General features: G+C 74.4%; 24 protein-coding genes, 2 pseudogenes and 1 riboswitch. Of the genes and pseudogenes, 13 read left to right on the top strand and 13 right to left on the bottom strand.

What is annotated here, in order from left to right:
* Window positions 1-34: 34 nt before the first annotated feature.
* A riboswitch (cobalamin riboswitch) is annotated at window positions 35-146 on the bottom strand.
* Between the two features lie 80 nt (window positions 147-226).
* A complete protein-coding gene (locus DNK53_RS17030; RefSeq protein WP_110183500.1) occupies window positions 227-823 on the top strand; it encodes a histidine phosphatase family protein in 597 nt (198 codons plus the stop codon).
* 314 nt (window positions 824-1137) lie between these two features.
* On the opposite strand, the gene DNK53_RS17630 is transcribed toward DNK53_RS17030, so the two are convergent.
* Together DNK53_RS17630 and DNK53_RS18450 are read right to left on the bottom strand one after the other, a co-directional pair.
* Entirely contained in the window at window positions 1138-1911 is a 774-nt protein-coding gene (locus DNK53_RS17630) for a glycosyltransferase (protein ID WP_162599994.1), read from the bottom strand.
* A gap of 77 nt (window positions 1912-1988) precedes the next feature.
* Window positions 1989-2120, bottom strand: a complete 132-nt coding sequence (locus DNK53_RS18450; RefSeq protein ID WP_275425770.1) for a hypothetical protein — start codon at window positions 2118-2120, stop codon at window positions 1989-1991.
* 46 nt (window positions 2121-2166) lie between these two features.
* Between DNK53_RS18450 and DNK53_RS17625 the strand changes: the two genes are divergently transcribed.
* The 3 genes from DNK53_RS17625 to DNK53_RS18555 all read left to right on the top strand — a co-directional run bounded on the left by DNK53_RS17625 (window position 2167) and on the right by DNK53_RS18555 (window position 4188).
* Complete coding sequence (locus DNK53_RS17625) at window positions 2167-2334, top strand: hypothetical protein (RefSeq protein WP_162599993.1); 168 nt, start codon at window positions 2167-2169, stop codon at window positions 2332-2334.
* A 73-nt stretch (window positions 2335-2407) separates the two neighbouring features.
* Window positions 2408-3910 carry a lysine--tRNA ligase gene (gene lysS, locus DNK53_RS17020; protein ID WP_110183498.1) on the top strand — a complete coding sequence of 501 codons (1503 nt, stop codon included), beginning with the start codon at window positions 2408-2410 and terminating at the stop codon, window positions 3908-3910.
* A gap of 182 nt (window positions 3911-4092) precedes the next feature.
* Complete coding sequence (locus DNK53_RS18555) at window positions 4093-4188, top strand: heavy metal-binding domain-containing protein (RefSeq protein ID WP_338041060.1); 96 nt, start codon at window positions 4093-4095, stop codon at window positions 4186-4188.
* Between the two features lie 221 nt (window positions 4189-4409).
* Here the strand turns inward: DNK53_RS18555 and DNK53_RS18445 are convergent, their stop codons facing one another.
* Window positions 4410-4556 (bottom strand): hypothetical protein, encoded by a 147-nt coding sequence (locus DNK53_RS18445; protein ID WP_275425769.1) that lies wholly within the window; start codon window positions 4554-4556, stop codon window positions 4410-4412.
* Between DNK53_RS18445 and DNK53_RS18440 the strand changes: the two are divergent.
* The 4 genes and pseudogenes from DNK53_RS18440 to DNK53_RS18530 form a co-directional block, all read left to right on the top strand.
* Window positions 4531-4881: pseudogene (locus DNK53_RS18440) on the top strand (P-type ATPase actuator domain-containing protein); the annotation flags it as partial. The gene DNK53_RS18445 and the pseudogene DNK53_RS18440 overlap by 26 nt on opposite strands.
* A 124-nt stretch (window positions 4882-5005) precedes the next feature.
* Window positions 5006-5374 carry an MBL fold metallo-hydrolase RNA specificity domain-containing protein gene (locus DNK53_RS18245; protein WP_239456611.1) on the top strand — a complete coding sequence of 123 codons (369 nt, stop codon included), beginning with the start codon at window positions 5006-5008 and terminating at the stop codon, window positions 5372-5374.
* Window positions 5375-5437: 63 nt separating this feature from the next.
* The gene (locus DNK53_RS17005; RefSeq protein WP_110183496.1) at window positions 5438-6358 is read left to right on the top strand and encodes a carbamate kinase; all 921 of its coding nucleotides are present in this window, start codon (window positions 5438-5440) and stop codon (window positions 6356-6358) included.
* Window positions 6359-6524: 166 nt separating this feature from the next.
* A pseudogene (locus tag DNK53_RS18530) lies at window positions 6525-6857 on the top strand (DUF2254 family protein); the annotation flags it as partial.
* Window positions 6858-6968: 111 nt separating this feature from the next.
* On the opposite strand, the gene DNK53_RS16995 reads toward DNK53_RS18530, so the two are convergent.
* On the bottom strand, window positions 6969-7853 hold the full coding sequence (locus DNK53_RS16995) for a phosphatase PAP2 family protein (protein ID WP_110183495.1): 885 nt from the start codon (window positions 7851-7853) through the stop codon (window positions 6969-6971).
* A gap of 65 nt (window positions 7854-7918) precedes the next feature.
* On the opposite strand from DNK53_RS16995, the gene DNK53_RS16990 reads away from it, so the two are divergent.
* Complete coding sequence (locus DNK53_RS16990; protein WP_110183494.1) at window positions 7919-8851, top strand: NAD-dependent epimerase/dehydratase family protein; 933 nt, start codon at window positions 7919-7921, stop codon at window positions 8849-8851.
* 21 nt (window positions 8852-8872) lie between these two features.
* Here DNK53_RS16990 and DNK53_RS16985 read toward each other — a convergent pair whose 3' ends face one another.
* Window positions 8873-9349, bottom strand: coding sequence for a hypothetical protein (locus DNK53_RS16985; RefSeq protein WP_110183493.1), 477 nt, complete (start codon window positions 9347-9349; stop codon window positions 8873-8875).
* A 72-nt stretch (window positions 9350-9421) separates the two neighbouring features.
* A complete protein-coding gene (locus tag DNK53_RS16980; protein WP_110183492.1) occupies window positions 9422-10318 on the bottom strand; it encodes a class I SAM-dependent methyltransferase in 897 nt (298 codons plus the stop codon).
* Between the two features lie 202 nt (window positions 10319-10520).
* Between DNK53_RS16980 and DNK53_RS16975 the strand changes: the two genes are divergently transcribed.
* A complete protein-coding gene (locus DNK53_RS16975; RefSeq protein ID WP_110183491.1) occupies window positions 10521-11198 on the top strand; it encodes a winged helix-turn-helix transcriptional regulator in 678 nt (225 codons plus the stop codon).
* Window positions 11199-11214: 16 nt separating this feature from the next.
* On the opposite strand, the gene DNK53_RS16970 is transcribed toward DNK53_RS16975, so the two are convergent.
* A complete protein-coding gene (locus DNK53_RS16970) occupies window positions 11215-12258 on the bottom strand; it encodes a DNA polymerase IV (RefSeq protein WP_204163989.1) in 1044 nt (347 codons plus the stop codon).
* Between the two features lie 34 nt (window positions 12259-12292).
* Between DNK53_RS16970 and DNK53_RS16965 the strand changes: the two genes are divergently transcribed.
* Window positions 12293-14296 carry an endonuclease/exonuclease/phosphatase family protein gene (locus tag DNK53_RS16965; RefSeq protein ID WP_110183490.1) on the top strand — a complete coding sequence of 668 codons (2004 nt, stop codon included), beginning with the start codon at window positions 12293-12295 and terminating at the stop codon, window positions 14294-14296.
* A gap of 14 nt (window positions 14297-14310) precedes the next feature.
* Here the strand turns inward: DNK53_RS16965 and DNK53_RS16960 are convergent, their stop codons facing one another.
* From DNK53_RS16960 to DNK53_RS16945, 4 genes are all read right to left on the bottom strand, one after another.
* The gene (locus DNK53_RS16960) at window positions 14311-14970 is read right to left on the bottom strand and encodes a methionine ABC transporter permease (protein WP_110183489.1); all 660 of its coding nucleotides are present in this window, start codon (window positions 14968-14970) and stop codon (window positions 14311-14313) included.
* Window positions 14970-16061 (bottom strand): methionine ABC transporter ATP-binding protein, encoded by a 1092-nt coding sequence (locus tag DNK53_RS16955; RefSeq protein ID WP_110183488.1) that lies wholly within the window; start codon window positions 16059-16061, stop codon window positions 14970-14972. Before DNK53_RS16955 ends, DNK53_RS16960 begins: the two co-directional genes overlap by 1 nt.
* Before the next feature lie 5 nt (window positions 16062-16066).
* The gene (locus DNK53_RS16950) at window positions 16067-17017 is read right to left on the bottom strand and encodes a MetQ/NlpA family ABC transporter substrate-binding protein (protein ID WP_110183487.1); all 951 of its coding nucleotides are present in this window, start codon (window positions 17015-17017) and stop codon (window positions 16067-16069) included.
* Window positions 17018-17142: 125 nt separating this feature from the next.
* The gene (locus DNK53_RS16945) at window positions 17143-17781 is read right to left on the bottom strand and encodes a trimeric intracellular cation channel family protein (protein WP_239456610.1); all 639 of its coding nucleotides are present in this window, start codon (window positions 17779-17781) and stop codon (window positions 17143-17145) included.
* Between the two features lie 92 nt (window positions 17782-17873).
* On the opposite strand from DNK53_RS16945, the gene DNK53_RS16940 reads away from it, so the two are divergent.
* Both DNK53_RS16940 and DNK53_RS18435 read left to right on the top strand, forming a co-directional pair.
* Window positions 17874-18551, top strand: a complete 678-nt coding sequence (locus DNK53_RS16940) for a DUF2238 domain-containing protein (RefSeq protein WP_110183485.1) — start codon at window positions 17874-17876, stop codon at window positions 18549-18551.
* A gap of 10 nt (window positions 18552-18561) precedes the next feature.
* The gene (locus DNK53_RS18435; RefSeq protein WP_275425768.1) at window positions 18562-19308 is read left to right on the top strand and encodes an acyltransferase; all 747 of its coding nucleotides are present in this window, start codon (window positions 18562-18564) and stop codon (window positions 19306-19308) included.
* 67 nt (window positions 19309-19375) lie between these two features.
* Here DNK53_RS18435 and DNK53_RS16930 read toward each other — a convergent pair whose 3' ends face one another.
* Entirely contained in the window at window positions 19376-20866 is a 1491-nt protein-coding gene (locus tag DNK53_RS16930) for a gamma-glutamyltransferase (protein WP_110183484.1), read from the bottom strand.
* 10 nt (window positions 20867-20876) lie between these two features.
* Window positions 20877-22388, bottom strand: coding sequence for a sulfatase family protein (locus DNK53_RS16925; protein WP_110183483.1), 1512 nt, complete (start codon window positions 22386-22388; stop codon window positions 20877-20879).
* Window positions 22389-22460 lie beyond the last annotated feature (72 nt).

Here is a 22460-nt window from a genome sequence, read left to right as displayed (position 1 = left end):
CGAAGTTCCTCCTCCGGGGTTCTCGCCCCGTGTGACGGTGGGATCACCCGCGGCCAGTGTCTGGCTGTCCTCGACGGAGGAATCACAGTGGCGGAACCGCCCCGGAATGGCACCGGGTTCCTGGAACCGTGGGTCCTCGGAGACTACGCCACCTGACGACGGCCCCCGGAGCCGGATCGACCGGCGAGCAACCGGAAAGACGCCAGGCGGGGCATCATGAGCCTCCGTGACCGCACCCGTCCTTCTCGTCCGCCACGGCGAGTCCGAGTGGAACGTCGCCCGCCGGACCCAGGGCCAGACGCACCATCCGAGACTCACGGCGAAGGGGCGCGAGCAGGCCGCGTCGGCGGCGCGGCTGGTGGCACAGCTCCTGAGGGACCGGCGCACCACGGAGGCGCGAGTGGTGAGCAGCGATCTCGTGCGAGCGAGTGAGACCGCCGACATCGTCGCCGACCGTCTGGACGCTCCCGTGGCAGAGGATCCCCGGCTGCGGGAGATGGCGCTCGGAAGCCTCGAGGGGCTGGGCTACGAGGAGACCTGGCGGGCGGGGGAGCAGCACGACTGGTCGGACATCGACCTCCCGATCGCTGGGGGCGAGAGCCCCGCCCAGGTGGGCCGGCGCATGCTCGCGGTGCTGACCGAGGCCTTCGTCGCCGCTACCGCCGGCACCGCGGTCGTCCTGGTCACGCACGGCGACGCCGTGCGGTACGCCGCCCAGGCGCTGCGTGGGCCGACGGCCCCGCCGACGGAATGGCTGGACGTGCCCAACGGCGCGGTCCTGCTCGTCGACCCCGAGCGTCGGGCCGTCGAACCCGTGGGCTGAAACCCTGCGGTCGCCGACGACGAGCTGAAACCGACGGGCGCACGGCGCAGTGGCGGCAGGGGCTCTCCTTCGAGGACCAACGGGGAACGCCGGTGCTGATGAAGAAAGGCGCGGGTCCTCCCCATGGCGCGACCCTGCAACCCTCCATAAACCCTCCACAAACGATCGGCTGGGGCCGGTCTCGGCCGGCTATCATCGGAGGTGCCCGCGGGGCCGAAAGCCCCATTCCACGCGGGTTTCGACGTTTTTCCGAACTTTTCGGTACTGCCAGAAATGGGCCTGATTCCTCCAAGGGATCGCAGGTTCAAGTCCTGTCAGCCCGACCGAATTTCAGGCTCGGAGATCGCCGATCTCCGGGCCTGAAAGCGTTGGAGGGGTCGACTGGGTCGTCGAGCGAGCCACGGCGCGTTGGGCGCTAGGACGCCGTCCCGTCCTGGAGCTCGTCCAACAGATCGGCGTACTGGGTCAGGTGACGGTCGGGGCAGGTACTGGTCCCGAACCCGCCGCGCTGCCGCCGCGCCCAACCGCGAGGCGAGCTCGTCGTCCTCGAGCACGCTGGTCACGGGGTCCGCGAACCGGTCCAGGTCGGTCGGGTCCTCCAGGAGCAGGCCGCTCACCCCGTCCACGATCTGGTCTCGCACACCGCCGACCGCCGAGGCGACCACTGGGCGGCCCTTCCACATGGGCTCGGTCACCGTCAGGCCGAAGCCCTCGACGAGGCTCTTCTGCACGACGACCGCCGCATGCCGCTGCAGGGCGTTGACGAGGTGGGCGTTCTCGCCGACGTCGTCCATGGGCAGCGAGACGAGGTGCGAACGCCGCTGGGCCGCGGGGGGGGGCAGGCTTCTCCAGAGGTCCACGCACTCGAAGAGGACCTCCGCGCCCTCGGGGTCGTCGCCCACCCCGAGCACGTCGGGTCCGACCAGCACCAGGTGCGCGTCGGCAGACCACCTCGAGAGGTGGGTGCCGAAGCCGTTCAGGACCCCCGCCATGTCCTTGAGCCGGTCCCAGCGGCTGACCTGCAGGACGACACGCGCGTCCGAGGGCACGATGTCTCCCGCCCCCACGAGGTTGGTGTGGGGTCGCACGGTGCCGGTGGTGCCGTCCCGCCGCGCGAAGCTGATGCTGCCCCTGACCGCCGGCCGAGCCACCAGTCCGGTCCGGCTCAGGGTCGCGTCGACGTCGGCGGGGCGAGTGCGGCGTTCTTGGCGCTGAACGGGTCCAGCGAAAGGGCGATGACCCGGACGCGGCGGGGGTCCATCCAGGTGGGGGCGTACGCCGCGCGGGAGAAGACCACGAGGTCCGCGGCGTCGACGTAGGGCCTGAGGAACCTCCCATCCGCGATGAGCGCCGAGCTGGCGGTGCTCGACTCCCAGCTCGGGGTGCTCGAGCGTGCGTGCCCCGTGGAGGCGTGGAGCCGGCATTGGGATCGGGTCCGGGAGTCCGTCCTGCACGCGGCCGACGAGCAGGCCCCGAGGGCGCCGGACCCGGGGGATGACGGGCTGGCGTAGGCGGACGATTCGCCCGACGGGACGCGAGACCCGGCCCGCTTTCGCACCGGAGCGGTCCGTAGCATGGCGTCCCATGAGCAACGAGTCGGTCATTGACGGCGCCGAGGGCCTCGCCTCGCAGGAAGCGGTCCGGGCCGCGAAGCGGGCTGCGCTCCTCGAGACCGGTCACGACCCCTACCCCGTCGCGGTCGCGCGCACCCACAGCCTGGCCGGGGTGGTGGCCGGGTGGTCGCACCTGGCCACCGGCGAGGAGACCGACGACACGGTGGGAGTCGCCGGGCGCGTGATGTTCATGCGCAACTCCGGCAAGCTCTGCTTCGCCTCCCTCCAGGAGGGCGACGGGACCCGGCTGCAGGTGATGGTGTCCCTGGACGGCGTCGGCGCCGACGAGCTCGAGCGCTGGAAGCGGTACGTCGACCTCGGGGACCACGTCCTCGTCGAGGGTCGGGTCATCTCGTCGCGGCGCGGCGAGCTGTCCGTCCTCGCCACGCGCTGGGAGATGGCGTCCAAGGCGTTGCGGCCGCTCCCGGTGCTGCACAAGGACCTGTCCGACGAGACTCGTGTGCGCCAGCGGTACGTCGACCTGATCGTGCGCCAGGAGGCGCGGGACATGGTGCGCACCAGGTCCGCCATCACCCGTGCGCTGCGCAGCACGCTCGAGGCGCAGGACTACATCGAGATCGAGACCCCGGTCCTGCAGTCCGTCCACGGCGGTGCCAAGGCACGTCCGTTCCGGACCCACATGAACGCGTTCGACCAGGAGATGACCCTGCGGATCGCGCTGGAGCTCAGCCTGAAGAAGGCGGTGGTCGGAGGGGTGGACAGGGTCTTCGAGCTCGGTCGCATCTTCCGCAACGAGGGTGTCGACTCGACCCACTCGCCCGAGTTCACCATGCTCGAGGCCTACCAGGCCTACGGTGACCAGCACAGCATGGCCGTGCTGACCCGCGACCTCTTCCTGGCGGCCGCGGACGCCGTCGGCTCACGCGTCGTCGACACTCCCGCCGGGCCGGTGGACCTGGATGCGGAGTGGAGGTGGCTCCCTGTCCACGAAGCCGTCTCCGAGGCCGTCGGCGAGGAGGTCACCCCGGAGACGCCGGCCGAGCGCCTGCGCGAGCTGCTCGCCGCGCACGAGCTCGAGGGCCACCCCGACTGGGACGCGGAGAAGCTCGTCCTCGAGCTGCTCTCCGAGCTGGTCGAGCCCACGCTGGTCCAGCCGACCTTCCTGTGCGACTACCCGCCGTCGGCCCAGCCGCTGGCTCGGCCGCACCGGTCGAAGCCGGGACTCATCGAGGCGTGGGACCTCATCATCGGCGGGATCGAGCGCGGCACGGCGTTCTCCGAGCTCGTCGACCCGGTGGTCCAGCGCGAGGTGCTGGAGGCGCAGAGCCTGCTCGCCGCCGGCGGCGACCCGGAGGCCATGCAGGTGGACGAGGACTTCCTCCGCGCCCTGGAGTACGGCGCGCCCCCCATGGGCGGCCTGGGCATCGGCATCGACCGGATGATCATGCTGTTCACGGGCACCGGGATCCGCGAGACCATCCTCTTCCCCCACGTGCGTCCCGAGGCGCGCTGAGCGACCGACGGACCCCGGGGCTCGGTCTCTCGACCGGTTCCCCCTCGACGCCATCCGTGGTGGCGTCCGCGGAGCCGTGCCCGGAGACCCTTGACAGGGTACCCCCATGGGGTATGCCATGAAGGCATGTCCAGTACCCGTTCCGTCCATGACCGGGCCTCCGACCAGACGGTGGAGTACACGTGCCCGATGCACCCGGAGATCCGTCAGGACGGCCCGGGACCTGTCCCATCTGCGGGATGGCGCTGGAGCCCGTCGTCGTCACCGCGGACGCCTGACCCTCGGCAGAGCTCAGCGACATGACCCGTCGCTTCTGGGTCGGCGTGGCCCTGTCCGTCCCGGTCGTGGTCCTCGGGATGGGCCGTGACCTCGTCCCGTGGCTGCACGACGAGGTCACCCCGACGACCTCCGCGTGGACGCAGCTCGCCCTGGCCACGCCGGTCGTGCTCTGGGCCGGCTGGCCCTTCTGCGTCCGCGGGTCGGCGTCCGTGCGGACCTGTCACCTGAACATGTTCACGTTGATCGCGATGGGCACCGGCGTCGCCTGGCTGTTCTCCGTCGTCGCGACTGTGGCACCCGCGATCTTCCCCGAGGCGTTCCGCGAGGACGGGGCCGTCGAGGTGTACTTCGAGGCGGCCGCCGTCATCACCACGCTCGTCCTGCTGGGGCAGGTCCTGGAGCTCCGGGCCCGCGAGGCGACCGGCCGAGCGCTCGAGGCGCTCCTCGACCTGTCCCCGAGGACCGCACGCCGGATCCGCGAGGACGGCACCGAGGAGGAGGTCACGCTCGACCAGGTGCGGATCGGGGACCTGCTGCGCGTGCGGCCCGGCGAGAAGGTCCCCGTCGACGGGACCGTGGAGGACGGCCGGTCCGCGGTGGACGAGTCCCTCGTCACGGGAGAGTCCATGACGGTCACCCAGGCGGTCGGCGACGCCGCCATCGGCGGCACCCTCAACTCCACCGGTGCGCTCGTGCTGCGCGCCGACGCCGTCGGGCGGGACAGGATGCTCGCCCGGATCGTGAGCATGGTCGCCGAGGCCCAGCGCTCGGCTCAACGACCCGCAGCACCCCTGCATCGAGGTCTCCGCCTCCGGCATGGCCGCGCGCGGACGCGTGCTGCACCACCTGGAGCACCAGCTGCCCCAGCGGCGCAACACCGTGATCCTCACCGGCTACCAGGCGATCGGGACGCGCGGCCGGGCGCTGGCCGACGGCGCCAGGGCGGTCAAGATCCACGGCCGCTACGTCCCCGTCCGGGCGCGCGTGGTGAACCTCCAGGGTCACTCGGCCCACGCCGACAGCGGACAGCTGGTCGACTGGCTGCGTGCGTCCCCGCCCCCGCGGACGGCGTTCGTCGTGCACGGTGAGCCGGAGGCCGCGCAGGCGCTCGCGGACCGCCTGGCCGACGAGCTCGACTGGAACGCCGTGGTGGCGCGCCACGGGGAGAAGGTCCTGGTCGACTGATCCCCGAGCCTGGAGCACGTACGGTGGGACGGCCGGCAGGACCCGGGGGATCGGAGGTGGGGCGTGCGCCTCGTCGTCGCGCTGGGCGGGAACGCGCTGCTCCGGCGGGGGGAGCTGCCCGACGCCGCGGTCCAGCAGCGCAACGTCCGCGCCGCCGTGCGCGCGCTCGCCCCGCTCGCGCGGGAGCACGAGCTCGTGGTCACCCACGGCAACGGCCCGCAGGTCGGGGTGCTCGCCCTCCAGTCGGCCTCCAACCCGCACCTGACCACGCCCTACCCCTTCGACGTGCTGGGCGCGCAGACCCAGGGGATGATCGGCTACTGGCTGCTGCAGGCGGTGCAGAACGCCGTGCCCGGCCGGCAGGTCGCGGCCGTGCTCAACCAGACCCTCGTGGAGGCCGCGGACCCGGCGTTCGCCGATCCCACGAAGTTCGTGGGCGAGGTGTACGACGAGCAGACGGCCCGTGCGCTGGCGCGGGAGCGCGGCTGGGCCGTGAAGCCCGACGGCCCCGGGTGGCGCCGGGTGGTCGGGTCGCCCCGCCCTCGTGAGGTGGTGGAGACGCCGCTGATCCGGCTGCTGCTCGACAACGGCGTCGTGGTGGTGTGCGCGGGCGGTGGGGGCGTCCCGGTCGTCCGCGACCCCGACGGCACGCTGCGCGGCGTCGAGGCGGTCGTCGACAAGGACTTGACGAGCGCGGTGCTCGCCCAGGCCCTGGGCGCCGAGGTCCTGCTGGTGCTCACCGACGTCGCCCACGTCGAGCGGCACTTCGGCACCGACCGGGCCGAGCCCATCCGTCGGGCGACGCCCGCCCAGCTGCGTGCCGAGGAGTTCGCGCCGGGCTCGATGGGGCCCAAGGTGGACGCGGTGTGCCGCTTCGTGGAGGCGACGGGCGGCACTGCTTCCATCGGACGCCTGGAGGACGCCGTCGCGCTCCTGGCGGGCACCGCCGGCACCGTGGTGACGGGCTCCGCGGGCGCCCCCTAGGCCTGCCTTCGACCCGCCCCGCGCGGCCCGGCCGTGGCGAGGGTCCCGGTGACGTCGGGACGGTGCTGCGCGCCGTCCGTGGCGGGGACGAGGGACGGGTCCCGCAGGTGGCGGTGACGGTCTCCCTGCTCTACGTGCTGGTCGCCGTGGGCATGTTCCTCGCTTCATCCGCCACATCACCGCGATGGTGCAGGTGACCCGGACGATGGCCGACGTCCGTCGGCGCACCGTCGCCGCGGTCCGCCGCCTCGCCGCAGAGGAGGGGCCGGCCTGCACGTGGTCACCGGCCCCCGGTCTCTCGCACGTCGCCTTCGGCGTGGACGACCGCTGCGGCTACGTCACCGGCCTCGACCGCAGCCGGCTCCTCGCGAGCGCCCGCCGGCTCGGCGGGGTCGTCCAGCTGGACCTGACCCCCGGCGAGCACGTCGCTCCCGGCCAGCAGGTCGGTCGGGTGTGGGGCGTGACCGAGCTGCCCGCCGAGGCCCGCCAGCAGCTCGCGGCTGCCGTGCGTGGGCGACGGGGCGCGACCCGTCGCCGTACGCCGTCGCGGACGACGCCGTGGCCGTGGTCTACCGCCCGCAGCGCTACGCGCAGGTCCTCGAGGCCGCGGTCAGCGAGCTGGCCCGGCACGCCGCGAAGGACACGCGGGTGCTGGACCACCTCCGGGCGGTCCTGGAGGAGCTGGCCGCGGTGGCGGGGCCGGAGCGCCGGCCGTCGACCCTGGCCGTGCTGGCGCGGTTGCCGCGGTCGGACGGCTGAGCCGGAGATGCCCCGGACGCCTGCGGTCCGGGCCCGGGAAGGCCAGCAGCGCCAGGCCGAGCAGCAGGACCGCCACGGCCCCGTCGAGCAGCCAGTGGTTCGCCGTCACGGTCACCACGACGAGGGTGGTGGCCGCGTGCGCGCCCGTCAGGCGTGCCGCCCACCGCGGTCCGCACCGCGACACGACGACGGCGAGGAGGACGGCCCACCCGACGTGCAGGCTGGGCATGGCGGCGTACTGGTTGGCCACCGCCGCGCTGGCGCCGTCGTACGCCGAGGGGCCGTGGACCGACATCGTGTCGACGAAGCCGAGGTCGGCGAACATCCGCGGCGGGGCGAGCGGGAAGGCGACGTGGATGCCCGCGGCCAGGCCCGTCTGGACGACCAGCAGGTTGCGCGCCCAGAGGTAGTCGGCCCGCGGGCGGAGGAGGTAGAGCCACGCCAGGAACGCCACCACCGTGGGGAAGTGGACCGCGACGTAGTAGACGTTCGCCAGCTCGAGCAGGCCGACCGAGGGCACCAGGGCCTGCAGCACCGCCTCCGAGGGCAGGCCGACCGCCTGCTGCAGGTCGTGGACGGCCCGGGCGTTCGCCAAGGCCACTGCCTCACGGTCCAGCGCGACGACCCTGCCCCACCGGTAGAGCAGGTAGAGCCCTGCGACGAGACCGAGCTCGAGGAGCGCGGCACGCCAGCCCGCGAGGCGGGCCGGGGCTGGGGCGGTGCGGACGTCGGTCATGGGCGGCTCCTGCGCCGATCGTGGCACAGCGACCCTGCCCGGGGCAGCCGGAATACGGTGGGGACATGTCATCCCCCACCCGCCCCGTCGTCGTCACCGGTGCCAACGGGCTCGTCGGCAGCCACGTGTGTCGCGCCCTGTCGGAGCGGGGCGCGCGCGTGCGCGCCGTCGTCCGCCGCCCCGGCACGGCCCCCGCCGTGCCCGGCGTCGAGGAGCGGGTGGGCGACTTCACCGACGCCCGCTTCGCCACCGAGGTCGTCTCCGGCGCCGGCGCGCTGGTCACCACGGTCCACCCGCTCGACGGGGACGGCGAGGCGCAGCGCCGGGTCGGGTACGACGGCACCCTGACCGTCGCCCGCGCCGCCACCGCCGCGGGGGTGCCGCTCCTGGTCCACCTCTCCACGGCCGCCGTCCACGACCGACGTCCGGGCGTGGGCGACGTGGACGAGCGCGCCGCCCTCGTCCCCGACGACGCGGGCGACTACCCGGTCGTGAAGCGCGACCTAGACGCCGCGCTGGCCGAACTCGACGACACCACCAGGGTGCTGCTGCGGCCGCCGGCGATCCTGGGGCCGGGGGAGTCGTCGGTGTGGAACACGCTCCGGCCGCGCGACGTCCTGGCCGACGAGGCGGAACGACGGGCGGTGCGGCACCGGTCCTGGCCGTGGGTGCACGCCACCGACCTCGCCGCCCTCGCTGCCGACGTGACCGTCGGGGCGATCCAGCCGACGGACGACCCCGAGCGAGGACCCGTCGAGGGGGCCTGCACGCCGGTGAACGTCGCGGCCGGCCCCGCCACCTGGGGGGACTACCTCGGGACGGTCGCGGAGGCGCTCGGTGTCGAGCCGGTGTGGGAGGACGCCCCGGCCTGGACCGGCCGGGTGCTGGCCGGGCGGGCCCACCGCTGGGGCTGGGCCCCGGCGGTGGACCTGGACGCGGCGCTGCGCGAGCTCCACGACGGGCTGGTCCGGGCGCGTGGCGGGGGGCTCGACCGTTGATCCCGCCCAGTCCGGGTCAGCTCAGCGGATCGACGGGACCGAGGGGACGGCCTTCTTGAGCTTCTTCTTCGACGACTTCACCCCGGACTTGACCGTGCCGAGCAGCCCCTGGGTGAGCAGGGTGGCGCCGGCTCCGACCAGCCACACGTCCTTGGCCACCCCGATGCCCTCCTGGCTGGGGCGGATGCCGTCGTCGAGCGTCATGCCGGGAGTCTTGAGGTACATGCCGACCAGGCTGGCGCCGAAGCCGGTGAGGGCGGCGCCCGCCACGGTCGCAGGGACCATCGGCGCCAGCAGGGCGGCGCCGACCGCGATCTCGCTGTAGGCGAGGAGCTGGGCGAAGCTGCTCGGCTTCATGTCCTTGAAGGCGGGGTAGGCGTTGGCGGCGGCGCCGTGCAGGTACTGCGCCGTGCCCTCGTCCGCTCCCAGCTTGGAGATGCCGGAGTTCAGGATGAACGCGCCGGTGGTCACGCGAAGCGGGACGTGGGTCGGGTGCATTGCTTCTCCTTCGTGGGGGGAGGCGAGGCAGGCGTGCCTCGCCTCCGGTCCCGTTCCCAGGCGTCGCCCGGTTCAAGCCTCGGGCGTCCCGGCCCGGGCCCCCCCGGTCCCGCCCCGACGCCGCGCGGTCAGGAGCAGGTACTCCCAGTGCATGGTCCCGTTGTCGCCCAGGTGCCGGTCGCCGAGGTCCGCGAGCGCCGTGTCCAGGGCTTCGACCCGGTCGGGCTGCCCCGCGAGAGCGCGGTACACCGCGATCGTGGGCCCGTAGCGCTCCTTGAAGAAGTCGCGGAACTGCGCGCCCGTGCTGAACGCGTCCACCACGAGCTGCTCGCGCTGCGTCCCGACGTCCTCCACGCCGTCGCCGAGCAGGCCGAGCACGTGCCCTTCGTCGCCCCAACGAGGCGCCGGGGTGGCTCCGGGCGGCGGCGCCGGCGCGTAGGGCTTCATGGCCGCGAACATCTGGCCGATGAAGCCCTCCGGGGTCCAGGCCACGAGACCGAGGCGTCCACCGGGACGGAGCACTCGCAGCAGCTCCCCGGCGGCCCGCTCGTGGAACGGCGCGAACATCACGCCGACGCAGGAGAGCGCGACGTCGAACTCGCCGTCCCCGAAGGGCAGCGCCTCCGCGTCGCCCACCTCCCAGGCGAGGTCCAGACCCTGCGCGTCCGCCTCCGCCCGTCCGGTGGCCAGCAGCTCGGGCGTCAGGTCGCTCGCCACGACGTCGGCGCCCGCCCGGGCCGCCGGGAGCGAGGCGTTCCCCGACCCGGCCGCGACGTCGAGGACCCGGTCGCCCGGGCCGACGCCGGTGGCGGCCACCACGCGCTCGCCGAGGTCGGCGATGATCCGGCTCGCCACGGAGGGGTAGTCACCCAGGGCCCACATGGCGCGGTGGCGCGCCTTGAGCTCGTCCTGCGCCGGCGGAGCCCCCGGCTCGTTCCGGCGCCTGTCGGTGATCGTCTGGTCGGTCATCTCGTCTCTCCTGTCCGCGAAGTGCCTGTGGCTCCAGCGTGGGCCGGCCGCGCGCCCTCCTCCAGTGCCAGATCTGAACCACCGGCGGTTCACGATCTGTACCGGTCGGCTCCCCAGTCCGGGGTCTGGTGCCGGGCCCGACGGAGGCGTCTACTGGCACCAGGCACCAGGCACCCAGGCACCAGTCACCCGGGAGGGCGCGATGACGGCGTACGGCCAGTTCTGCCCGGTCGCCAAGGCCATGGAGGTCCTGGACGAGCGGTGGACGATCCTGGTGGTCCGGGAGCTGATGGCGGGCAGCACCCGGTTCAACGAGCTGCGGCGGGGGAACCCGAAGATGTCCCCGGCGCTGCTCACGAAGCGGCTGCGGACCCTCGAGCGCGTCGGCGTCGTCCAGCGGGTGGAGGACGCAGCGGGACGGGCCAGCTACCGGCTGACGCCGTGCGGTGAGGAGCTGCGCCCCGTCGTCGAGCAGCTCGGGGCCTGGGGGATGCGCTGGATCGGGGAGCTGGGCGTCGAGGACCTCGACCCGCACCTGCTGATCTGGGACATCCGCCGGACCGTGCCGCTGGAGCTGTGGCCGCGCGGACGCACCGTGGTCTGCTTCCGGTTCGGCGACCAGCCCCCACGCACGCAGCAGTGGTGGCTGTGCGTCCAGGGGGACGAGGCCGACGTCTGCGACGTCGATCCCGGCTTCGCCGTCGACGCGGGCGTGGAGACCACGCTGCGCACGATGGTCGAGCTGTGGCGCGGCGACCGCCGGTGGTCCGACGCGCTGCGCGCCGAGGAGCTGCGCGTCGACGGTCCGTCGTCGGTCGCGCGCGAGCTGCCCCGGTGGCTCGGGCAGATGACCTTCGCGGCGGTGCCGCGACCGGCCTGAGCTCCCGTCGTCGACGTCAGCCCGTCTCGGGGGGCACCATCTCCGCCCGGACCCCGAGCAGCCGGACCGGCCGGTCGTCGCCGAGCGCCTCGTAGAGGGAGAGCGCCGTGGCGGCGACGGTGCCCGCGTCGTACGTCGGCTCGGCGAGCTTGCGCACCCGGGTCGTAGTGAAGAACGGGGCGAACCGGACCTTCAGCCCCACCCGGGCGCAGGGACGACCCTCGCTGCTGATGTCGGCGACGACCTGCTCCGCCAGCTCCCGGAGCGCCGCGCGGACCTCCTCGGGGTCCGCGAGGTCCCTCTGGAACGTCGTCTCGCGGCCGTGGGCGCGCGGCACCCAGGGCGTGTCGTCCACCCGGGCCCGGCCCTCCCCGCGCCCCACCCGGCGGTAGTGCGGACCCATCGTGGGGCCGAGCTCGTCGACCAGCGCCGCCTCGTCGGCCACCGCCAGCTCGGCCACCGTCGTGATGCCGAGCCGCTCGAGCCTGGTGGCGATGCGCTTCCCGACGCCCCACAGGGCGGTCGTGGGACGCGCCCCCATCACCTCGGCCCAGTTCTCCCGGGTGAGCCGGAACGTGCCGCGCGGCTTGCCGAAGTCGGTCGCGATCTTGGCGCGCAGCAGGGTGTCCCCGATGCCCACGGAGCAGTGCAGGGCGGTCGCGGCGAGCACGCGGCGCTGCACGTCGGCAGCGGCCGCCTCGGGATCGACGGTGCGCAGCCCGACGAAGGCCTCGTCCCAGCCGAGGACCTCGACCACGGCCCCGGGGGTCGCCCGCAACGTCTCCATCACGGTCTGGGAGGCGGCCTCGTAGACCGGCCGGTCGACCGGGAGGAAGACCGCCTCGGGGCAGCGCTTGAGCGCGGTACGCAGCGGCATGCCGGAGCGGACCCCGAAGGCGCGAGCCTCGTACGAGGCGGTCGAGACCACGCCGCGCTCCGTCGGGTCGCCGCGGCCCCCGACGACGACCGGGAGGCCCGCCAGCTCGGGACGGCGCAGCACCTCGACCGCCGCCAGGAACTGGTCCATGTCGACGTGCAGCACCCACTCCGTGCCGGACATGTCGGCACCGTAGCCGCCTACGGTAGAACGGACCATGGCCAGCAGTCCTCGCGCGGACGGACCCGTCGCCCTCCTGCTCCCGGTCCTGGCCCTCGGCACGGCGTGGTGGCTCTTCGTGGAGCTCGCGGCGGTCTGGGGCGCCTCGCTCATCACCGTCTTCGGGCAGGCGGCCCAGACGCCGCCCGAGCTGATGGGGCTCTTCGCGCTCGGCTGCGTCCTCGCCGCGTTCCCCGTCCACCTCCTCACCCGTCGTGGGCGCCTCCCCGTCCTCGCGCTGGTGGCCGCCCTCGTGGCGCGTGTCGGCCTGGCGCCGGCGCCCGGCGGGCAGGTGCAGCTGTGGGCGGCGAGCGTCGGGGTGGCCTGCTGCCTGGCCTGGCTGGCCCACCTCGTCGCAGCCAGACCCAGGTTCGTGGCCCCGGGCCTCGCCTGCGGGTGGTTCCTCCAGGCAGGCGTGGTCGCGGCCTCCGGCACCTGGCTGCCCGTCTGGCAGGGCGGACCCGCGGGTGCCGTCGTCCTCGCCGTGCTGGTCGCCGCGGCGCTCGCCTCCGCCCCGGCCGGCCGGCACTCGGGCGGGGAACGGCTGTCGCGCAGGGTCGCGTGGAGCGTCCTGCCGCTCACGCTGGTCGCCGGGGTCGCGGTGGTGAACCCCGGCCGGGCCTCGGTGGTGGACCCAGGGCTCGGGCCGCTGCTGCTGGTGGTCGGCTGCGGCCTGGCGCTGCTCGTGCTGGGGTCCGTGGCCGTCGCGGGGGCACCGGACGCCGGTCGACCGTACCGCCTCGCGGGCGTCGTCGCGGCGGGAGCGGCGGTGCTCTCCGTGGCCGGCAGCCTGCTGGTCACGGGCTCCCGGGACGGCGTCGCCGGCGCGCTCCCGGCCTGGCTCCTGCCGCTCCTGCTCCTGGGTCCGACGGCGCTCGGCTGGGTCCTGCTGCCCTCGCCCACGTCCGTGCCCGTGCTGCCCGACGACAGGGGCGACGACAGGGGCGACAGGGGCGACAGGTCGGGGGCCGCCGGGCCGAGCGTGCTGGGCGGCGGGGTCCTGTGGGTCGTGCTCTTCTTCGCCTACTACGCCGGCTACGACCTCGGCTACCGGGCCGACTGGCTGCTGGTCCTGGTCACGGCGGTGCTGGTCGCCCCGCTGCTCGTCGCCCCGCTGCTCGTCGCACCGCAGCGCGTCCTCCCGGGGAGAGGACCGGCGGGCGCGGGTGCGGGACCTCGGGGTGGCGTACGGCGCGCCCTGCTCGGGACGGTCGTCGTCGGCACGGCGTTGGCCGGCGCAGGGGCCGTGCTCCACCGGCTCCCCGACCCCGCCCCGGACGCCGACGGTCCGGCGTCCGGCGGCCGGCTCGAGGTCCTCGCGTGGAACCTGCGCATGGGCTACGGCACGGACGGCCGGTTCGACGCCCGCGAGGTGGCGCGGGTGCTGGAGGGGGCCGACGTCGTGCTGCTCAGCGAGGTGGACCGCGGGTGGCTGCTGAACGGCGGCCAGGACCAGCTCGCCGTGCTGGCCCGGCTCACGGGGCTGCGCGCGGTCTTCAACCCGGCGGCCGACCCGGTGTGGGGCGACGCGGTCCTCACCCGGCTCCCGGTGCGGGAGGTGCGGGGGGTGCCGCTGGAGCCCCACGGCGCGGTGACGGGGGCGGGGGCGCTGGCCGTCAGGCTGTCCGCGCCCGGGGAGGACGCGTGGTTCGTCTCCACGCACGTGCAGCCGACCGCTGCGCGCGCCGACGGGACCCTCGACCAGGCGCGCGAGCTCGCCGCCCTCGTCGCGGACCTGCACGCGGACGGCACCCCGGTGGTGCTCGGTGGCGACTTCAACTTCGAGCCGGGGAGCGCATCGTTCGAGGCCGTGCTGGACGTCGGGCTCCGCGACGGGCTCGCCCGTGTCCGCCCGCTGCCCACCGCCCGCACGGAGGACCCCGACGAGCAGATCGACCACCTCTTCGTCACCGACCGGTGGTCGGTCGCCCGCGCGGGGACGGTCGCGTCACGGGCGTCGGACCACCTGCCGGTGCGCGCGGAGCTCGGGCTGGCGGACTGAGCGGGGCGGGGGCGTCAGCGGCGCATGATCCTGCGGGCCAGGCGGTTGCCGGCGAACTGCGCCAGCTGGACGAAGGCGATGATCATCAGCACCGCCGCCCAGGTGACCACCGGCTCGTACTGCCGGTAGCCGTAGGTCAGGGCGAAGGCGCCCAGACCGCCGCCGCCCACGACGCCGGCGACCGCCGCCATGTCGACGATCGCCACGAGCGCGAACGTGTAGCCCAGCACCAGCGGCCCGAGAGCCTCGGGGAGCAGCACCGTCAGCGTGGTGCGGAGCCGTCCGGCACCCATCGCGCGCGACGCCTCGAGGACGCCGGGGTCGACGGAGACCAGGTTCTGCTCCACGATCCGACTGATCCCGAAGGTGGCAGCGATCGAGAGGGCGAAGATCAACGACTTGTTGCCGATGCCGGTGCCCACGACCAGCCGGGCCGCGGGCTGCGCCGCGGCGATGAAGACGATGAACGGGATGGGCCGGAAGAAGTTGACCAGCACGTTGAGCGCCACGTGGACCAGGCGCTGCGGCGCGATGCCGCCGGGGCGGGTGGTGTGCAGCAGCAGCCCGAGGAGCAGGCCGCCCATGCCCCCCAGGACGAGCGTGGTGAAGACGATGTAGAGGGTCTGGAGGCTCGCGTCCCAGAAGAGACCCTCGAGCTCGAGCAGGCGGTCCATCAGGCGTTCCCTCCGGCGTCGTCGCGGGTGGCGTGCTCCGTGACCTCGACCAACGTGGCGACGCGGGCCACCGCGTCGGCGACGGCCTCGTCGGCGCCGGTCACGGTGAAGGTCAGGTGCCCGAAGGTCCGTCCGCGGACGTCCTCGACCCCGCCGTGCACGAGCTCGAACTGCACGCCCCGCTCGACGAAGACCGCGAAGACGTCCGCGGGCGAGGCGTCCTGCTCGCGGAAGGAGAGCGTGACCATCCGGCCGGGGTGCCGCTCCCGCAGCCGGTCCAGGGCGCGCGCGGGCGGGCCCTTCTCGACGAGCGTGTCGACGAACCGCCGGGTCGCGGGGTGGCCGGGCCGGGAGAAGAGGTCGTAGGTGTCGCCCTGCTCCACCACGCGGCCCGCCTCCATGACGGCCACGCGGTGCGCCAGGGAGCGGACGACGTCCATCTCGTGGGTGATGAGGACGATCGTGATCCCCAGCTCCTCGTTGACCCGTCGCAGCAGGGCCAGGACCTCCGAGGTGGTCTGCGGGTCCAGCGCGCTGGTCGGCTCGTCGGCCAGCAGGATCTGCGGGTCGGTCGCCAGGGCGCGGGCGATCCCCACGCGCTGCTTCTGGCCGCCGGAGAGCTGCTCGGGGTGGGCGTGCGCCTTGTCCGCGAGCCCGACGAAGTGCAGGAGGTCGGAGATCCGTCGCCGGTGCTCTGCCTTGGGCACGCCGGCGACCTGGAGGGGATAGGCGACGTTGCCCCAGACCGTGCGTGAGGAGAAGAGGTTGAACTGCTGGAAGATCATCCCGATGTCGCGGCGCACCGTGCGCAGCTCGCGCTCGGACAGCGCGCTGACCTCGCGCCCGGCGACGGTCACCGTCCCGCTGGTGGGACGGTCCAGCGCGTTGACGAGGCGCAGCAGCGTGGACTTCCCGGCGCCGGAGTAGCCGACGACGCCGAGGATCTCGCCGGACGCGACGTCGAGGTCGACGCCGTCGAGCGCCCGCACCTCGCCGCCGCCGCGCGCCGGGAACGCCCGGACGACGTCGCGCAGCCGGATCAGGGGCTCCGACCCGGCTCCCGGGCGTGCCCCGGCAGCCGGGTCGGTCATCGCCGTCAGTCCTGCTCGGCGCGGGTGTCGGCCTCGACCTTGTCGAGGGAGGCCTGCAGCTCCTCGACCGGCGTCGTCAGCATGACGGCGGTGCCGCCGGAGACGTCGAGGACGCCCTGCTGAACCTCCTCGGTCTCCTGGTAGATCTCGACGAGCCTGCGGTACGTCGGGTTGTCCAGCTCGTCGGCCGGCGCGGCGAAGATGTTGGCGTAGGGCAGCGCGTTGGGGTCGCTCGGGTCGTCCTGGGCGAGGGCGGCGTCGAAGTCCAGCCCGGCCTTCTCGACGAAGTCGTTGTTGACCACCGCGCCGGCGATGTCGTCCAGCGAGGTCGCGGTGAGGGAGGCGTCGAGGGCCTTCACCTCGACCCGCGAGGCGTCGGTGTCGACGTCGGCCAGGTCGGAGAAGATCGTGCCGCCGGACTTCAGGGTGATCAGCCCGGCCGACTGCAGCACCGCGAGGGCGCGGGCCTGGTTGCTGGCGTCCTCCGGCACGGCGACCGTGGCGCCGTCGGGGATCTCCTCGACGGAGTCGTACTGCTTCGAGTGCAGGCCCAGCGGGTAGATCGCGGTCGCGCCGATGGGCTGCAGGTCGTCGCCGCTGGAGACGTTGTAGTCGGCCAGGAAGACGATGTGCTGGAACTGGTTGAGGTCGAGCTCGCCCTCGGAGACGGCCGGGTTGGGCTGGTTGTAGTCGCTGAAGTCGACGACCTCGACGTCGATCCCCTCCTCCTCGGCGGCCGCGGCGAAGTCCGCCCAGTAGGGGTCGCTGGCGCCGACGACGCCGATCCGGACGGTCTCGCGGTCCTCGTCGCCACCCGTGAGGGCGACGACCAGGCCGGCGACGAGCGCCAGGGCGACCAGGCCGCCGAGGAGCCAGGGCCACCGGGCGCGCCGGGGGGCGTCGATGAGCTCGGGGGAGGAGCCGGGGGCGGGGGAGGAGGACGAGGGTGTGGACACCGGGGACGACCTGTTCTGACGGGAGGGACGGACGGCGGGCGCGCGGGAGCGCTGGCGTCCCGAGGCCCGATGAGGTTCAACGGGTCCGGGCCGCAGGTATTCCCCGGCGCTCCCGGACGTCCGGCTCAGGCGTGCCGGGAGCCCGGCGGGAAGGGGGCGTCCAGGTGGAACCGCAGGCCCACCATCCTGATCCCGAAGCAGACGCCGGCGGCCACGACCGCCGCGGTGACGCCGTACACGCCGGTCCGGTCGGCCACCGTGACCACCAGGGCGCCGGCGAGCGCCGGGATCGCGTAGAGCTCGCTGCGCAGCACCACCGGCACGCGGCCGAGCATCACGTCGCGCAGCGTGCCGCCTCCTACGGCCGTGACGGCGCCGAGGATGACCGCCTGCACCGGCCCGATGCCGTCGGCGTAGTTGAGCGCCTTGCTGGCGCCGGCGACGGCGAAGAGGCTCAGGCCCAGGGCGTCGGCGACCAGGATGGTGCGCGGGACCCGGTCGAGCTGGCGGCCGAAGAGGAAGGCGACCAGGCTGCCCGACGCCGCCACCGCGAGGTACCGCCAGTCGCTGAAGGTCGCCGGGGGCAGCGAGCCCAGCATGACGTCGCGCAGGATCCCGCCGCCCAGCGCCGTGAGCATGCCGAGGGTCAGGACGCCGACCAGGTCGAGACGGGCCACCCGGGTGGCGACGAGGGCTCCGTTGACCGCGAACGCGAACGTCCCGGCGAGGTCGAGGATCAGGAAGAGCTCGAACGGGGTGGCCACCCGCCATGTGTAGCACCCGACGGCCGCGGCAGGCGGCGCCGCTCGCGCGGGGATGCCGGTCGCCGCCACGAGGACGGGTAGCATCCGGCCGAGTGAGCGTCGAGCCGAACCCCAGCACCCCGCCGCCCGGGGCCCCCGTGGCCGCCACGGGTGTGGTGCGGCACCTCGACGTCCTGCTCAAGGGCCTCCTGCTGCTGATGCTCGCGTTCACGGTGATCGACCCCGCCTGGGCCAACCTCGAGGGCAAGGCCGCCGAGGCCCGTTCGATCGTCTACCCCCTGCTCGCCTTCACCGTGCCGGCGTTGTGGTGGGGACTCTGGCGGGAGAGCCGGCCGTTCCCGTGGCTGGCCGACCTCCTGGTCACCATCACCTGCTTCTCCGACATCCTGGGCAACCGCCTCGACCTCTACGACCGGATCGTCTGGTTCGACGACTGGATGCACTTCGTCAACCCGGCGCTCATCGGCGCGGCGGTGGTGATGCTCACCCTGCCGGCCGGGACCTCGGTGGGCCGGTGCCTGGAGCGCTCGCTGGCCGTGGGGTCGACCGGGGCGATCGCCTGGGAGGTGGGCGAGTACTTCGCCTTCATCTCCGGCTCGGAGGAACGCCGGTTCGCCTACGTCGACACCCTCGCCGACCTGGGCCTGGGCGTGGTCGGAGCCGTGGTCGGGGCGTTGGTCGTGCACCGTCGGGGCTCCGAGGGACCCCACCGCGCGCCCGCGCCCGTCGAGGTCGCGAGTTCCGCGGCGTCCCGCGCTACCAACGGGTAGTCTCCGCGCGGTGACCACCCTCCAGCGCCTGGTGAACCGCGTCCTGCACCGCGCCCACGAGCTCGTCGAGTGGTACGGCGCCATCGCGCCCGGGACCGACAAGGGCGACGCCTTCGGCTCGCTCGGCGAGGGCGCCTGCATCGCCTTCCCGCCCGGGTCGCACATGGGGACCTCCTCCATCCACGTGGGGGAGCGGACCCTCGTCGGCCGCGGGTGCACGCTGTCCGTGGGCTACACCGCCGACGACCCGCACCGCCCCGCGCGGGGGCTCGTCATCGGCGCCCGCTGCGTGGTCGGGGCCCGCTCCACGCTGACCGCCCACGAGTCGATCGTCCTGGGTGACGACGTCTGGCTGGGCCAGGACGTCTTCGTCTCGGACGCCTCGCACGGCTACCAGGACCCGGAGACCCCGATCGGCCTGCAGCTCGGCGCCCACCAGCCCGTCAGGATCGGCTCGGGGACCTGGATCGGCCACGGGGCGATCGTGCTGCCCGGCGCCCAGGTGGGCCGCAACGTCGTGGTGGGCGCCGGCTCGGTGGTCCGCGGCGTCGTCCCCGACCACTCGGTCGTCGTGGGCGCCCCCGCCCGGGTCGTGCGTCGGCTGGAGCCCGGGGTGGGGTGGGTCTCCACCGACGGCAGCGGCGACGTGCGCCCGGCGCTCTCGGCCGACGAGCTCGCCGCTGAGCTGGCGACGCTCGAGGAGTCGCACCCGGCGCGCACCCAGCTCCGCGACCGGCTGCGCGCCGTCGCCGGCTGATCCCGGCGCGACCGGACGCCACGTCCGGACGCCATGACGGGTCGCCGCGGCAGGTCGCCGCGGCAGGTCAGCCGCGGGCGGCCGCGCCGCCGGTGACGGTCCGGACGGCCCCCTCGCGCCGCGGGTCGGCGGCGGCGAGCAGCCGACCGTCGGGGTGGGCCAGCGCGACGCCGACCCCGCCGAAGTACATCGACAGCACGGTCTCGACCTGCACCTCCTCCTCGGGCGTGCCGGCGCGGTGGACGTGCACCCGCGGGTGGCGCACCGCCTCCTCCAGCGACATCCCACCGACGTAGCCGGCCAGGACCTGGACCACCGCCGTCGAGATCCTGCTGGCGCCCGGGGATCCGACGGCCAGGACCGACCCGTCGTCGTGCCGGGCGACGGTCGGCGCCATGTTGGACTGCAGCCGGGTGCCGGGGGGTGCGGCGTGCAGGCCGCGGGCGTTGAGCTCCTGCTCGCCCAGGCTGTTGTTGAGCCACACCCCGGTGCCGGCGGCGACCATGCCGGAGAAGTAGCCCGACGAGACCGTGACGGCGCACGCGCGGCCGTCGCTGTCGGCCGTGGAGACGTGGGCCGTCGAGCCGGAGCCCGGCAGCTCGCCCCCGTCCGCCAGGAGCGCGAGCAGGTCGCGCGCCGCCCCCTCGGGGTCCTCGGCCCGGTCGAGGTGGGCGTGCCGGTGACCCAGCACGGCGCGCTGCACCTCCACCAGCCTGGCCACCTCGGCCTCGTCCCAGCCGCCCCGCGGACGGCCGTCCAGGAGCCTCAGCATCGCGGCGACGCAGACACCGCCCACCGAGGGCGAGGGCGTGGTGGAGAGGCTCCACGGGCCGGTGCGGTGGAGGATCGAGGGGCGGGTCACGGTCCGGTAGCCGGCGAGGTCCTCGGGGCCGAGCAGCCCGCCGCGGGCCCGGACGTCGGCGCCGATCGCCCGGCCGAGCTCCCCGGAGTTGAGGGCGTGCGGACCCGTGCGGGCCAGGGCCTCCAGGGTGTCCACGAGGCCCGGGACGACGAGCGGCTCGGTGGTGACCGCGCCGGTGGGGTCGTGGACCGCCGCGGAGCTGACCGGGTCCCAGCCGAAGATGCTGTCGTGGACGTGCTCGAGGTAGTAGCGCGACGCGGCGCCGAGGCGGAACCCGCCCCGCGCGACCTCGACCGCCGGGGCGACGAGCTCGGCCCAGGGCAGCGAGCCCTCCCGGGCGTGCGCCTCGCCCAGTGCCAGCAAGGCGCCGTGGACCGCGACCGAACCGGGACCGATCGTGATGTCGACGCCGCCGCCGTAGGAGGTGTGGACGTCCCAGGTCCCCGTGCCCGGCGGGACGTCGAGCCCGCGCCCCGGCATGTCCATCCACCCGTCGACGGTCCACGCCGGTCCGCTGCCGGGCGGCTGCACCGTGACGAAGCCGCCCGAGCTGAGCGAGACCAGTCCCACCTCGTTGACCATCGTCACGAGCACGGCGGCCACGGCGGCGTCGACGGCGTTGCCGCCGGCCAGGGCCGCCCGCTCGCCGGCGTCCGCCGCGGCCTCGTTGGGTGCGGCGATCGCGACGTCGGGCATGGGCCGAACGCTAGCCGGTGCCCGGCTCCGGCACCGGGCCGAACTCCCGGTTGCAGGACGGGCCCGCGCACGTGAGGAGCGCTTCGCGGCGCCGGGAGAGCTCGGCGCGCACGGCCGAGTACGCCGGGTCCCCGGCGCGGTCGACCAGCTGGAACGGGTCCCGTCGGAGGTCGTGCAGCACCTGACCGCTGCCGTCCGGAGGGGCGGCGAAGAGGTACCGGGAGGTGCGGACGCCGCGGAGGTCCCAGCCGTCGCCCTCGGTGCGTCCCGTCTGCACGAGGACCGTGTCGCGGGCGGCGACGGCGGACCCCTCGGGGTCGGCCCCCCGCAGCAGCGGGACCAGGGAGACCCCGTCCTGGAGCCGCTGCGGCCTGACGTCGGCGAGGGCGGCGAAGGTGGCCGGCAGGTCGACCAGCGTGACGGGCACGTCGGAGACCGAACCCTCCGGGACGCCCGGCCCGGCGACGAGCAGCGGGACCCGCAGCGCCTCCTCGAGCAGCAGGTTCTTGCCCACGCGGCGGTGCTCGCCGAACACGTAGCCGTTGTCCGAGGTGAAGAAGAGGTAGGTGTCCTCCCACTCGCCGGTCTCCTGCAGCGTGTCGACGAGGCTGGCCACCGCGCGGTCGACCGCCTGGAGGCTGCGCACCCGGGCGCGGTACTCCGCGGCGAGGCGAGCCCGGTGCCGCGGGGGGCGCCGGACCTCGACCCTCCCGCGGGCGTCGGTCTGCTCGCGGTCGAAGCTTGGCTTGTCGAAGGCCGGAGGGCGCGCGGAGGCGAAGCGTCCGCGGTCGGCGGCGGCCGCCGGAGGCGGGGTGCGCCGGCCCCGGTCGTCGAAGCGGTAGTGGGGGGCCAGGTGCCAGGAGAGCACCAGGAACGGGTCGCCGGTGGCCGCGAGCTCTCGCACCGCCTCGTTGGTCTTCTCCTCGACGACCTCCGTGACGTAGGAGTCGCGGTGCCGGTCGAGGCCGTCGCGCTCCACGAAGGTGAAGTCGCGGTAGCTGTAGGTCCCGGCGCCCAGGGCGGACCAGCGGTCCCAGCCGGGCTGCGGACCGTGCCCCACGCCGTACTTGTTGAGGTACTTGCCGACGAAGGCGGTCCGGTATCCCGCTGCGGAGAACCACTCGCCCAGCGTCCGGTCCGGGTCGAGAGCGTCGACCCCGCCGTGCGGCCCGTTGTTGTGCAGCACGCCGTTGTTCTGGGCGTACTGCCCGGTGACCAGCTCGGCGCGGGCGGGGCAGCAGAGGGGGTGGGGGGAGAGCGCCTGGGTCAGTTCCATGCCGCCGTCGGCGAGGGCGCGGCGGGTCAGCGGCATCCGGTCGAGCTCGTCGACCGTCTGGTCGTCGGTCATCACCAGCACGATGTTGGGGCGTTCGGCTCCTGCACCGCCCCCTGCACCGGGAGCGTCGCCGCCCCGGACCGGGCGGTCCCCGACGTCGCCCAGCAGCGAGGCGCCGAGCGCGCCGAGGGCCACGACGAGTGCCAGGACGGCGGCGAGGACGACCGGTCTCCGGGACGTGGGCATGACGAGGTGGAGCTCTCCCTCGGGCGTGGGCGCGTGCGACGACCCGTGCGGCAGCCGGGCCGGACGCCCAGC

Source organism: Nocardioides solisilvae, from assembly GCF_003194625.1.
In the GTDB taxonomy this organism is placed as follows: Bacteria; Actinomycetota; Actinomycetes; order Propionibacteriales; family Nocardioidaceae; genus Nocardioides; species Nocardioides solisilvae.
This window is presented reverse-complemented; position numbering and strand designations above follow the sequence as displayed.